At 67.4% G+C, this 12,473-nt stretch carries 11 protein-coding genes and 1 tRNA gene; 6 read left to right on the top strand and 6 right to left on the bottom strand.

Translation table 11 applies throughout. The features are described 5' to 3' along the window. Window positions 1-13 precede the first annotated feature (13 nt). Complete coding sequence (locus ALA01S_RS09685) at window positions 14-1,078, top strand: hypothetical protein (RefSeq protein ID WP_157118871.1); 1,065 nt, start codon at window positions 14-16, stop codon at window positions 1,076-1,078. Between the two features lie 15 nt (window positions 1,079-1,093). Here the strand turns inward: ALA01S_RS09685 and ALA01S_RS09690 are convergent, their stop codons facing one another. The 5 genes from ALA01S_RS09690 to lptF are packed head-to-tail and all read right to left on the bottom strand — an operon-like array spanning window position 1,094 to window position 5,880. Further along, window positions 1,094-2,275 (bottom strand): pyridoxal phosphate-dependent aminotransferase, encoded by a 1,182-nt coding sequence (locus ALA01S_RS09690; RefSeq protein ID WP_238455747.1) that lies wholly within the window; start codon window positions 2,273-2,275, stop codon window positions 1,094-1,096. Window positions 2,276-2,333: 58 nt separating this feature from the next. Then, window positions 2,334-3,278, bottom strand: a complete 945-nt coding sequence (locus ALA01S_RS09695; RefSeq protein WP_066335319.1) for a CysB family HTH-type transcriptional regulator — start codon at window positions 3,276-3,278, stop codon at window positions 2,334-2,336. Window positions 3,279-3,293: 15 nt separating this feature from the next. Further along, window positions 3,294-3,674: a sirohydrochlorin chelatase gene (locus ALA01S_RS09700; RefSeq protein WP_066335321.1), complete on the bottom strand. Its 381-nt coding sequence runs from the start codon at window positions 3,672-3,674 to the stop codon at window positions 3,294-3,296. Continuing rightward, window positions 3,671-4,786 carry an LPS export ABC transporter permease LptG gene (gene lptG / locus ALA01S_RS09705; protein WP_066335325.1) on the bottom strand — a complete coding sequence of 372 codons (1,116 nt, stop codon included), beginning with the start codon at window positions 4,784-4,786 and terminating at the stop codon, window positions 3,671-3,673. The genes ALA01S_RS09700 and lptG overlap by 4 nt, the downstream gene beginning before the upstream one ends. Continuing rightward, on the bottom strand, window positions 4,783-5,880 hold the full coding sequence (lptF, locus tag ALA01S_RS09710; protein WP_066335326.1) for an LPS export ABC transporter permease LptF: 1,098 nt from the start codon (window positions 5,878-5,880) through the stop codon (window positions 4,783-4,785). Before lptF ends, lptG begins: the two co-directional genes overlap by 4 nt. A gap of 27 nt (window positions 5,881-5,907) precedes the next feature. Here lptF and ALA01S_RS09715 point away from each other — a divergent pair, with 27 nt between their 5' ends. From ALA01S_RS09715 to ALA01S_RS09730, 4 genes are all read left to right on the top strand, one after another. Next, complete coding sequence (locus ALA01S_RS09715; protein WP_066335327.1) at window positions 5,908-7,380, top strand: leucyl aminopeptidase; 1,473 nt, start codon at window positions 5,908-5,910, stop codon at window positions 7,378-7,380. 74 nt (window positions 7,381-7,454) lie between these two features. After that, window positions 7,455-7,895 (top strand): DNA polymerase III subunit chi, encoded by a 441-nt coding sequence (locus ALA01S_RS09720; RefSeq protein ID WP_238455748.1) that lies wholly within the window; start codon window positions 7,455-7,457, stop codon window positions 7,893-7,895. Window positions 7,896-8,027: 132 nt separating this feature from the next. After that, window positions 8,028-9,170, top strand: a complete 1,143-nt coding sequence (locus ALA01S_RS09725; RefSeq protein ID WP_066335329.1) for a branched-chain amino acid ABC transporter substrate-binding protein — start codon at window positions 8,028-8,030, stop codon at window positions 9,168-9,170. A 137-nt stretch (window positions 9,171-9,307) separates the two neighbouring features. Continuing rightward, window positions 9,308-9,622, top strand: a complete 315-nt coding sequence (locus tag ALA01S_RS09730; protein ID WP_066335331.1) for a hypothetical protein — start codon at window positions 9,308-9,310, stop codon at window positions 9,620-9,622. A 111-nt stretch (window positions 9,623-9,733) separates the two neighbouring features. On the opposite strand, the gene ALA01S_RS09735 is transcribed toward ALA01S_RS09730, so the two are convergent. Then, window positions 9,734-9,824: transfer RNA gene (locus ALA01S_RS09735), tRNA-Ser, on the bottom strand. Between the two features lie 304 nt (window positions 9,825-10,128). Between ALA01S_RS09735 and ALA01S_RS09740 the strand changes: the two genes are divergently transcribed. Further along, window positions 10,129-12,390: an arginine/lysine/ornithine decarboxylase gene (locus ALA01S_RS09740; RefSeq protein WP_066335332.1), complete on the top strand. Its 2,262-nt coding sequence runs from the start codon at window positions 10,129-10,131 to the stop codon at window positions 12,388-12,390. Window positions 12,391-12,473 lie beyond the last annotated feature (83 nt).

Below are 12,473 nucleotides of genomic sequence, written 5' to 3' on the forward strand. Positions count from 1 at the left end.
CCCGGAGGGAGGGATGTCCCGAATATTGCTGTTTATCAGCCTTGCCGCCGCCGCCTGCGTGGCGTGGGCAGCGCCTTCAAACGCGCTGGCCCTTGCGGCCTATGGCAAGGCTTCGACCGTTGCTGCATTGCAGCCCGGTACCGCTGACAAGCTCCAGCAGCGCCTGCGCGACCTGGAGGACAAGGTGCTGCAACTGCAGCAGCAGTCCCAGCACGACCAGGAAGCCCTGGAAGAAGGCCGGCGCCGCCAGGCGGAGCTGGAGGCGGCTGCGCACGCCATGCCCTGGCTGTTGGGCCTGGTGGTGGCGCTGGCCGCCGTGGCCGTTGCGCTGGCGTGGCGCGTGCAGTCGCTCACGCGTCGCCGCCAGGAGGCCTGGTGGGATACCTCGGCGCCCATGGCCCTGGACATCGAGGCGCCGCGCGACGAGGCGCCCAACACCGCCGCGGTCGTCTTCAACGAGCCGGCCGCGCAGCACGACGCGCCCACGCGCCCGCCGCTGTCCGCGCCGCTGGCCACCGCGGTGCTTTCCGTGGACGAGCAGTTGGCGTTGTCGCAACAGGTGTCGCTGCTGTGTGCCCTGGGCCAGGACGACAAGGCCGTGGAGCTGCTGCTGTCGCGCATGGAGCAGGGTGGCCGCACGCCCTGGCTGCTGCTCAAGCTGTTGTCGCTGTACCAGCGTGATGGCCAGCGCGCGGCTTACGACAAGCTCGCGCGCCAGGTGGCGGTGCGCTTCGGCTGCACGCTGCCGGCCTGGGACGCTCCGGCGCAGCCCGGCCTGGACGGCGACCCCGCGCTGCTGCAGACGCTGCAGCAGTCCTGGGAATCACCCGTGGACGCGCTGCAGGCGCTGGCCAAGCTGCTGCTCAAGCCGCAAGCCTTGCCGTCGCTGGCGGCTTGCGAAGACATGCTGCTGCTCTACCGCGTGGCGCATGAGCGCCACCGCCAGGAAGTCGCCTCCTGCGGCGAGGTGGACCTGCTGTTGCCGCTGGCGCCGTCGGCCGACGGCGGCAAGGCTCTGGCGGGCGCGCCGTCGCTGTTCGTCCCGGGCCTGCGCGCGGAGCTGCAGCCCGCACCCTGACGCCCCGGCTTGGCGCTACAGCCTGGCCAGGCGTTGCAGGGCCTGGTGCAGCGTTTCGTCCTTCTTGGCAAAGCAAAAGCGCACCACGCGCTGCTCGAAGCCGTCGGCGTAGAAGGCCGACAACGGGATGGCCGCCACGCCGATCTCCGCGGTGAGGAAGCGGCAGAAGTCCGCTTCCGGCAGGTCGCTCAAGGCCGAGTAGTCCACGCACTGGAAGTAGCTGCCTTCGCTTTGCAGCGGGCGCAGCCGCGTGGCTTGCAGGCCCTGGCGGAAGAGGTCGCGCTTGCGCTGGTAGAAGGCGCCGAGCTCCAGGTAGGGCTTGGGGTCGGCCATGTAGCGCGCCAAGCCATGCTGCATGGGCGTGTTGACCGTGAACACGTTGAACTGGTGCACCTTGCGGAACTCGGCCGACAGCGGCGCGGGCGCCGCCACGAAGCCCACTTTCCAGCCGGTGACGTGGTAGGTCTTGCCGAAGCTGGAGACGATGAAGGCACGCGCGGCCAGCGCCGGCACGTTGGCCGCGCTGACGTGCTCGCGGCCGTCGTAGACCATGTGCTCGTAGACCTCGTCGCTGAGCAGCAGCACGTCGGTCGGGCGCAGCATCTCGGCGAGTTGCTGCAACTCCTCGCGCGTCCAGACGCTGGCGCCCGGGTTGTGCGGCGTGTTGACGATGACGAGCCGCGTGCGCGGCGTGAGCGCCGCGGCGATGCGCGCCATGTCCGGCCGGAAGCTGCCCGGCGTCAGCGGCACGCGCACCACGGTGCCGCCGGCCAGCTCGATGTTGGGACCGTAGCTGTCGTAGCAAGGCTCCAGGACGATGACTTCGTCGCCCGGGTGCACGCAGCACAGGATGGCGGTGAGGATGCCTTGCGTGGCGCCGGCCGTGACGGTGATCTCGGTGTCGCCGTCATAGCGGTGGCCGTACAGGGCCTGCACCTTGTCGGCGATGGCCGTGCGCAGCGCCGGCACGCCGGCCATGGGCGGGTACTGGTTGAGGCCGCCGCGCATGGCCTCGGCCACCGCGTCCACCAGGCGCGGATCGCCCTCGAAGTCCGGGAAGCCCTGGCCCAAGTTGACCGCGCCGTGCGCCTGCGCCAGGGCCGACATCACGGTGAAGATGGTGGTGCCGACCTGCGGCAGCCGGCTTTGCAACGCCGGCGTGCGCGGCGTGCCGTCCATGGGAGGGTGGTGCTGCATGGAAAGTCTTTCCGCGTGGTGCCGCCCGCGTGCGTGTGCCGTGGACGGCTTTGAAAGCTCAGAGGTCGTAATCCTCGCCGTCGCCGGCCATGGCGCGCTGTATGAGCGCGCGGGTGAGGCGGTCCGACAGCAGCTCGGCAAAGGTGTAGACGAAGTTGCGCAGGTAGGCGCCGCGCTTGAAGGCCACGCGCGAGACGTTCATGCCGAAGAGGTGGCCGGCCGGGCGCGCCACCAGATCGCCGCCGGGCGGATCGTCGCGCACGGCCATCTCGGCCAGGATGCCCACCCCCAAGCCCAGCCGCACGTAGGTCTTGATCACGTCGGAGTCGATGGCCTCCAGCACGATCTCCGGCTGCAGCCGCCGCTGGGCAAAGGCCTGGTCGATGCGCTTGCGCCCGGTGAAGGCCGGCTGGTAGGACACCAGCGGCTCGCGCGCGAGCTGCTCCAGCGTGGGCCGCTCGACGCCGGCCAGCGGGTGCGATGCCGGCACCACGATGACGTGCTGCCATTCGTAGCAGGGCAGCGTCACGAGGTCGCCATACTCGGACAGCGACTCGGTGGCCAGGCCGATGTCGGCGCTGTCGTCCAGCAGCATCTGCGCGACCTGCTCCGGCGTGCCCTGGTGCAGGCTCACGCTCACCTTGGGATGGCGTTTCCTGAGCAGTGCCACGGGCTCGGGCAACACGTAGCGCGCCTGGGTGTGCGTGGTGGCGATGGACAGCCGCCCCGCGTCCTGCTTGCCGAACTCTTCGCCTATGCGCTTGAGGTTGCCCACCTCGCGCAGGATGATGTCCACCGCCTGCAGCACCTGGTGGCCGGGCTCGGTGACGCGCTTGAGCCGCTTGCCGTGGCGGGCAAAGATGTCCACGCCCAGCTCCTCTTCGAGCTCCAGGATGGCCTTGCTGATGCCGGGCTGCGAGGTGTGCAGCGCCTTGGCGGTCTCGGTGAGGTTGAGGCCGCGACGAACGGCCTCCTGGACGAAGCGGAACTGGTGCAGGTTCACGGCGGCATCGCCTCCTCAGGTTGGCAGCAGGGCCAGCGCGGCGCCGGCCATGGCCTGCACCACGTCCGGCAATTCGCCCACGGCCGGGTGCAGCTCGAAGCACACGCCTGCATGCTCGGCGCGCAGGGCCTGCAGCAGCCGCGGCAAGTCCTTGCGCACGTGGCCGCCGGCGCCCAGGAACAGCGGCAGCACGTCCACCCGCGTGCAGCCCGCCTGCACCAGCCGCGCGGCGGCCGTGGCCAGGTCAGGCGCCATGAATTCCAGGTAAGCCAGCTCCACCGGCGTGCCGGGGCGCTGGGCCTGCACGGACTGCGCCACCGCCTCGAAGGGCCGCGCCCATTCGGGGTCGCGCGCGCCGTGGGCAAACAGCAAAAGCCCGGTGGAGGAGGTGTTCATCGGTACCGCACAAGCCAGGTGAACGCTGCCAGGGACAACAGCAGGTAGAAGATGCTGGGCGCCGCGGCGGTGAGCCAGGGCGTCCACTCGCGCAGCAGGCCCAAGTGGCCCGCGACGTTGTTGAGCAGCACGAAGCTGATGCCCAGCATGATGCCGCCGAAGACCTTGTAGCTCAGCCCGCCGGCGCGGGCGTGCAGGTAGGCGAATGGCAGCGCCAGCGCCACCATCACCAGGCAGGCGAAGGGATAGAAGGCCTTGCGCCAAAAGCGTATGGCGTGGCGCTGCGCCGCCTGCTCCTGGTTGGAGAGGTGGGCCGCGTAGCGCCACAGCTCCAGCGTGCTCATGGTGTCTATGGGCAGCACGGCGGCCGCCACCACGTCCGAGCCCAGGTTGCTTTCCCAGCGCATCTCAGGCATTTGTTGCACAAGCACCCGAGCTTGCGCGTCCGCCACGGTGGCTGCCGGCCAGGTGGTGCGCTGCACGTCCTGCAGCGTCCAGACCTCGTGGGCGTCTATGCGCGCGTAGGCCGCGGCGATGCGCTCCATGAGCCGGCCTTGCTCGTCGAACTCGAAGATGCGAACGCCTTCGAGCGTGCCGTCCGGCGCCAGCCGCTGCACGTTGAGCGAGACTTGGTGCGTGCCCTGGGGCGTGCTGCGGCGCTCGCGCAGCCAGGCGCCGGTGGCACCCAGGTCGTGCCCGCCGCTGGCCTGCGCCTTGGTCCGCACGGCGTAGCTTTCGCTGGCCGGCACCACGAAATCGCCCACCACGAAGGTGAGCACCGCGAAGGCTGCGCCCAATACCGCCAGCAGCGACAACGCCCGCCCGGGGCCCAGGCCGCCGGTGCGCAGAATGGTGAACTCGCTGGCCTGCGCCATGCGCGCCATCGAGAAGATGGTGCCTATGAGCACGGCAATGGGCAGCAGCTCGTAGAGATGGCCGGGCATCTCCAGCAGGCTGGACAGCAGCGCCATCGGCAGCGTGTAGCCGCGGCGGCCCACGTCCTCCAACTCACCGACGAAGTCGATGAAGAAGAACAGCGACAGGAACGCCAGCGCCACGAAGCTGACGGCGCTGACGATGTCGCGGTAGAGCAGTCGGCGCACCGTCCTCATGCGCGCCTCCCCATGCGCAGCAGGCGCGGTGCGGCCACGCCCAGTTCACGCCAGCGCAACAGGCCCAGTGCCAGCAGGAAGGCCGCACCGTGCAGGCCCAGCAGCGCACCGGAGAGCCCCATGCGGCCACCGCCCACCCAGGCTTGCGTGAGATTGATCAGGTTGTAGTACACGACGAAGCCCAGCAGGGCAAACAGCAGGTTCCAGTTGCTGGCGCGGCGCGGGTTGGTGGCCGACAGTCCGATGCCCAGCAGCAGCAGGTTGCCCGCGCCCAGCAGCAGGCCAAAGCGCCAGGCCAGCTCGGCGAGTTGGCGCGCGCCGGGCTGGCGCAGCAGGTCTATGGTGCGCATGGTCTTGGGCGAGTGCTCCTGTGCGCTGCGCACCTCGTGCTCGTCCACGACCACGCGGTAGGTGTCGAAGCGCGAGAGCGTGAGCGCGCCGGTGGCGCGGTCGGTCTCGTTGCGCTGGCCTTCCTCCAACACCAGCACGCGGCGCTGCTCCTCGCTCTCGATGTGGCCGCCATGCGCCGACACCACGGTCTCGCGCTTGGGGTCGTTGGACAGGACGAACACGTTGCGCGCGCGAGTGTTGTCGTTGTCGCCGTCGCGCTCCACGAAGAACACGCGGCTGCCATCGCGCGAGACCTGGAACACGCCCGGCGCCACGCGCGAGAGGTCGCTGCGTTCCTGGTAGCGCTCGCGCAGCTCCGCGCTCATGCGGTTGCCCCAGGGCCAGACCACCAGCACCAGCAGCGCAATGACCAGCAGCACCGGCCAGCTCGTCTGCAGCACCGGACGCACGAAGCGAGAGAGGCCCACGCCGCTGGCGAACCAGATGGCCATCTCGCTGTCGCGGTACATGCGCCCAAGCGTGGCCACCACGGCGATGAACAGCGACAGCGCCAGCATCGTGGGCAGGTGGCCCAGCGCGGTGTAGCCCAGCAGCAGCACCACGTCCTGCGGTGCCACCGATCCTCCCGCGGCCAGGCCCAGGGTGCGTATGAGCATCATCGTCAGCACGATGGTCAGGATCACGACCAGCGTGGCGCCGAAGCTGCGCGCCAGCTCTCGGCGCACGGTGGTATGGAATAACATCTGGCGATCAACGAACTTGGCGTCATTATGGACTTGCGATCCCTCGTTCCCGGCACGGCCGGCCTGGCCGGCGTGGCCGCGGATGCTCTGGTGCTGGTGCTGGCCGGCGGTCAGGCGCAGACGCTGGAGCCTCCACTGGCGGCGCTGCTGTCGGAGAGCGTGAAGGCGGGCGATTTCGAATTCAAGGCGGGGCGAACGCTGTACCTGCACCGCCCCGCGGGCCTGAAGGCGCCGCGCCTGGTGCTGGCCGCAGCGGCCGACGCTTCGCCCAAGGCTTTCAAGGCCGCGGTGGCCGCGGCGCTGTCCGCGCTCAAGCCGCTGGGCGTGCGCCACGCCGCGGTGGCTTTGGCCGCCGCGCCCTTGAGCGAGGCCGGCGTGCTGGACGACAGGCATGCGGAAGTGCTTGCGCTGGCCGTGTCCGAAGCCACCTATCTGTACCGCCACACCAAGCCCAGCGCGGGTGATGGTTCCAAGCTGCAAAAGGTGTCGCTGGTGAGCGACAAGGCCACGGCCAATGCCATCAAGAAGGGCTTGGCGCGCGGGCAGGCCATAGGCGAGGGCGTGACGCTGGCGCGTGAATGCGCCAACCGTCCGGGCAACCACGCCACGCCCACTTTCCTGGCCGAGCAGGCGCAGGCGCTGGCGGCGCAGTACGGCTTCAAGGTCGAGGTGCTGGGCCGCAAGGAGGTCGAGAAGCTGGGCATGGGCGCCTTCATCGGCGTGGCCCAGGGCTCGGAGGAGCCGCTTCGCTTCATCGTGTTGCGCTACGAAGGCGCTCCGCGCGCGTCGGCGCCGCTGGTGCTGGTGGGCAAGGGCATCACTTTCGACAGCGGCGGCATCTCCATCAAGCCTGCGGCCGAGATGGATGAGATGAAGTTCGACATGTCCGGCGCCGCCAGCGTGCTGGGCACTTTCCGCGCCATAGGCGAGATCGGGCCCAAGGTGAACGTGGTGGGCCTGATTGCCGCCTGCGAGAACCTGCCCAGTGGCCGCTCCATCAAGCCCGGCGACGTGCTGCGCTCCATGGCGGGCCACACCATTGAAGTGCTCAACACCGACGCCGAAGGGCGCCTGGTGCTTTGCGATGCGCTGACCTACGCCGAGCGCTTCAAGCCCGCGGCGGTGGTGGACATCGCCACGCTCACCGGCGCCTGCGTGATCGCGCTGGGCGCGCAGCGCTCGGGCCTCTTCTGCCCCGACGACGAGTTGGCTGCGAAGTTGCTGCAGGCCGGCGAGTCGGCGCTCGATCCGGCCTGGCGCATGCCCATGGACGACGAGTACGACGAAGGGCTCAAGAGCAACTTCGCCGACATGGCCAACGTGGGCCCGCGCGCCGGCGGCGCCATCACGGCCGCCATGTTCCTCAAGCGCTTCACCAAGGCCTACCGTTGGGCGCATCTGGACATTGCCGGCACGGCGTGGAAGGGCGGCGCCGCCAAGGGCGCCACCGGCCGTCCCGTGGCGTTGCTCACGCACTTCGTGCTCTCGCACACGCGCTGACCGACTGTGGTGCCGGGTTTGTTGAAGCCGGTGTGCCGTGAGGCCACCGGCTTGTTGTTCAGAGGGTTGAAGTGATGGCGTTGTCGGAAGTGGCCTTCCACACCGGCGTGGGCGACAAGATCGGCTATTGCTGCCGGCTGTTGCGCAAGGCCTACAGGCAGCAGGCACGCATGGTGGTTGCGGGTGATGCCGAAATGCTCACGCGGCTGGACCAGGCGCTGTGGCTGTTCGACGTGCGCTCCTTCATTCCGCACCGCCGGCTGGCCGCGGGGCAGGCCGTGCCGCCGGCGTTGCTGCGCACACCCATCTGGCTCATGGAGCCCGGGGCGCGGCCGCCGGTGCAGGGCATTCTTTTGAACCTGGGTCCGGCCGCGGTGCCGGAGTTTGAAAGCTACGAGCGGCTCATCGAGGTCGTTGGGTTGGACGAGGCGGATCGCCTGGCCGCACGCCGGCGCTGGCGCGCTTACGAGGCGCAAGGACTGCGCATCACGCATCACGCCCAGGAAGGGCAGTGAAGCTGGTTTACTGGTAATCCCTCAACAGTTTGTTTGCTGTTTGGTCAACCGATGTCCGCTTTATTTGCGTTATTGTTCCTCCCGCTGAAACTGTTACCAGTTCCGACTTTCCTACCCCCTCGGAGGTTCTGAATGCGATTCCAAGTCAATGTGGTTCTTGCCGCTGCCGCGGTGCTGTTTGCTGGCGGCGTCAGCGCGCAAGAACTGGTGGTGAAAATTGGCCATGTCGCTCCTACCAGCGGTCCGATTGCCCACCTGGGCAAGGACAACGAGCTGGGTGCCCGCATGGCGGTAGACGAGCTCAACGCCAAGGGCGTGACCATCGGCGGCAAGAAGGCCAAGTTCGAACTGCTGGCTGAAGACGATGCCGCTGACCCCAAGCAGGGCACGGCCGCTGCGCAGAAGCTGGTGGACAGCAAGGTCAACGGCGTCGTGGGCCACCTGAACTCCGGCACCACCATCCCGGCCTCCAAGATCTACAGCGATGCCGGCATCCCGCAGATCAGCCCCTCGGCCACCAACCCCAAGTACACCAAGCAAGGCTTCAAGACGGCCTTCCGCGTCGTGGCCAACGACGAGCACCTGGGCGGCACGCTGGGCAAGTACGCCGTGAACCAGCTCAAGGGCAAGGCGATCGCCGTCATCGATGACCGCACCGCCTATGGCCAGGGCGTGGCCGACGAGTTCGAGAAGGGCGTCAAGGCCGCCGGTGGCAAGACCGTGGGCCGCGAGTTCACCAACGACAAGGCCACGGACTTCACCGCCATCCTGACCAGCATCAAGGGCAAGAAGCCCGATATCGTCTTCTTCGGCGGCATGGACGCCGTGGCCGGGCCGATGCTGCGCCAGATGAAGCAACTGGGCATCACCGCCAAGCTCATGGGCGGCGACGGCATCTGCACGGGCGAGCTGCCCAAGCTGGCCGCGGGCTCCATGGCTGACGAGCAGGTCGTCTGCGCCGAGGCCGGTGGCGTCGAAGGCGAGCAGAAGGCGGGCATGGACAAGTTCAAGATCGACTTCAAGAAGAAGTTCAACGCCGACGTGCAGATCTACGCGCCCTACGTGTACGACGCCGTGATGGTGATGGCTGACGCTATGGTCAAGGCCGGCTCCGCCGAGCCCGCCAAGTACCTGCCGGTGCTGGCCAAGACCAGCGGCTACAAGGGCGTGACGGGCACCATCGCCTTCGACGAGAAGGGCGACATCAAGAACGGCGCCCTGACCATGTACACCTACAAGGGCGGCAACCGCCAGCAGATCGCCGTGGTGCGCTGATCCGTCAGCGTTTTCCCGCGAAAAAGCGCCCGCAGCCGCGGGCGCTTTTTTTTCGGCACGGGCCTTGCCAAGTGGGCGATTGCAGGCCGGCGGGCAGCGTGAAAGCATTGGGCGCGAGCGTCGGTCGGAGGATTTTCATGGCATTGCGCACCTTGCTCTACCGCTATTTCTTCTTCGGCTGGCTGTTCCGCGACGCCAGCAGCGGCACGCCGCTGGAGCGGGCTGCGGCCTGGCGGCACAACCGGAACCAGGCGCGCTGGCTCCCGACCTACATGCGGCGCTGGATGTTTTGCGGCGCGCTGTTCTATCTGGTGGGCTTGTTTGTGGAAAGCGTTGTCGGCGCGCCGCTGCTGTCGTCGCTGTTCTACGTCACCGGGCTCATGAGCGTGCCGGGCAACGCCGTGATGGTCGTGGCCTGGATAGGCTTCAAGGCGCTGTCCGGTCCTTTTTGACGGGCGGGCCAAGGTAGTCGCCGCAACCGCGCCTTCGTATTCATTTCACGCGCACCCAGCGCAAAAAGCACAACGGGCCCACGAAGGGCCCGTTGTGCTGCTTGATACGGCTGGCGGAGGGAGCGGGATTCGAACCCGCGGTGGGCTATTAACCCACACACGCTTTCCAGGCGTGCGACTTAAACCGCTCATCCATCCCTCCGCGGATGGTTTCGGTTGCTGACCACCGAAGCCTTGCATTCTAGTCCAGGATTTCAGATTTTTCGAGCTTTCAACAGCGATTCGCAAAAAAGATTTGCGATGCGCCGGTTTGCGTCCGCCCGCAGGCGGCTCAGGGGGCGCATGGGGTGGTGTTGATGCGGAGCTCGAAAGCCATCCCGTGGCATAGGCGGGCTTTTTGATTGCTGCATTGTCGCGAAGGGGATGTCGAGCAGGCAGAACTGTCACGCTCAGCGCCTACACTTCGCGGTTTTCCTGAAGGACCAATGCCCGGGAGGGCTGCCCGCATGCTGCGTTACCGTTTCCCCATCTTCATCATCGACGAGGACTTCCGTTCGGAGAACACGTCCGGCCTGGGCATCAGGGCGCTGGCGCAGGCGATCGAAAAGGAAGGCTTCGAGGTGCTGGGCGTCACCAGCTATGGTGACCTGAGCCAGTTCGCGCAGCAGCAAAGCCGCGCCAGTGCTTTTATCCTGTCCATAGACGACGAGGAGTTCACCGCCGCCGAGGACGAGGAGGACACCGCGGTTCAGAACCTGCGCAAGTTCATCACCGAGATCCGCTTTCGCAACGCCGACATTCCCATCTACCTGTACGGCGAGACGCGCACCTCGCAGCACATCCCCAACGACATCCTGCGCGAGCTCCACGGCTTCATTCACATGTTCGAGGACACGCCGGAGTTCGTGGCCCGCCACATCATCCGCGAGGCCAAGAGCTACCTCGACGGGCTGGCGCCGCCGTTCTTCCGTGCCCTGGTGGACTATGCGCAAGACGGCTCCTACTCCTGGCACTGCCCGGGCCACTCCGGCGGCGTGGCCTTCCTGAAAAGCCCGGTGGGGCAGATGTTCCACCAGTTCTTCGGCGAGAACATGCTGCGCGCGGACGTGTGCAACGCCGTGGACGAGCTGGGTCAGTTGCTGGACCACACCGGCCCCGTGGCCGCCAGCGAGCGCAACGCGGCGCGCATCTTCAACGCCGACCACTGCTTCTTCGTCACCAACGGCACCAGCACATCCAACAAGATGGTGTGGCACCACACGGTGGCGCCGGGTGACGTGGTGGTGGTGGACCGCAACTGCCACAAGAGCATCCTGCACTCCATCATCATGACGGGCGCCGTGCCGGTGTTCCTCACGCCCACGCGCAATCATTACGGGATCATCGGCCCCATTCCGCAAAGCGAGTTCAGCCGCGAGTCCATACAGAAGAAGATCGCTGCCAACCCGCTGCTCGACGGCGTTGATGCTTCGGCCGTGCGCCCGCGCATCCTTACGCTCACGCAGAGCACCTACGACGGCGTGCTCTACAACACCGAGACCATCAAGGGGATGCTGGACGGCTGGATAGACACCATCCACTTCGACGAGGCCTGGTTGCCGCACGCGGCCTTCCACGGCTTCTACGGCTCCTACCACGCGATGGGCAAGAAGCGCGCGCGGCCCAAGCAGTCCATGGTTTATGCCACGCAGAGCACGCACAAGCTGCTGGCCGGCTTGTCGCAGGCCTCGCAGGTGCTGGTGCAGGACTCGCAGACGCAAAAGCTCGACCGCCACCTCTTCAACGAGGCGTACCTGATGCACACCTCCACGTCGCCGCAGTACGCGATCATCGCGTCTTGCGACGTGGCCGCGGCCATGATGGAGCCCCCGGGCGGCACGGCGCTGGTGGAGGAGAGCCTGCGCGAGGCCATGGACTTCCGCCGCGCCATGCTCAAGGTGGACAAGGACTTCGGCCACGACTGGTGGTTCAAGGTCTGGGGGCCGGAGCGCCCGCTGTCGGCCAACGGCATTGGGCAGAGCGCGGACTGGATGCTGGAGGCCAACGAGGAGTGGCACGGCTTTGGCAATCTGGCGCCGGGCTTCAACATGCTCGACCCCATCAAGAGCACCATCATCACGCCGGGCCTGGACGTCAACGGCAAGTTCGACACCAGCGGCATTCCCGCGTCCATCGTCACCAAGTTCCTGGCCGAGCACGGCGTGGTGGTGGAGAAGACGGGGCTGTACTCGTTCTTCATCATGTTCACCATCGGCATCACCAAGGGCCGCTGGAACACGCTGCTGACCGCGCTGCAGCAGTTCAAGGATGATTACGACCGCAACCAGCCGATGTGGCGCATCCTGCCGGAGTTTTGCGCCGCCCATCCGCGCTACGAGCGTATGGGGCTGCGCGATCTCTGCCAGGCCATCCACGGCATGTACGCCCAGGGCGACGTGGCGCGACTGACCACCGAGATGTATCTGTCCGATCTGCAGCCGGCCATGAAGCCTGCCGATGCCTATGCCCGCATTGCGCACCGCGACACCGAGCGCGTGGAGGTCGATGCGCTGGAAGGGCGCATCACGACGTCGCTGGTGACGCCGTACCCGCCGGGCATTCCGCTGCTGATTCCGGGCGAGCGTTTCAACCGCAAGATCGTGGACTATCTGCGCTTCGTCCGCTCGTTCAACGAGGCTTTCCCGGGCTTCGGCACGGACGTGCACGGGTTGGTGGAAGAGGAAGTGGACAGCGTGCGCCGCTACTACGTGGATTGCGTGCGCAACTGAACGGGCAGGCCTGCTTTGCCATGAAAAACGGCGCCCCGCGGGGCGCCGTTTTTTTGGGGTGTCCTGGCCGCGTGCGGCCGGGA

The organism is Azohydromonas lata NBRC 102462 (genome assembly GCF_001571085.1).
GTDB classification, from domain to species: Bacteria; Pseudomonadota; Gammaproteobacteria; order Burkholderiales; family Burkholderiaceae_C; genus Azohydromonas; species Azohydromonas lata.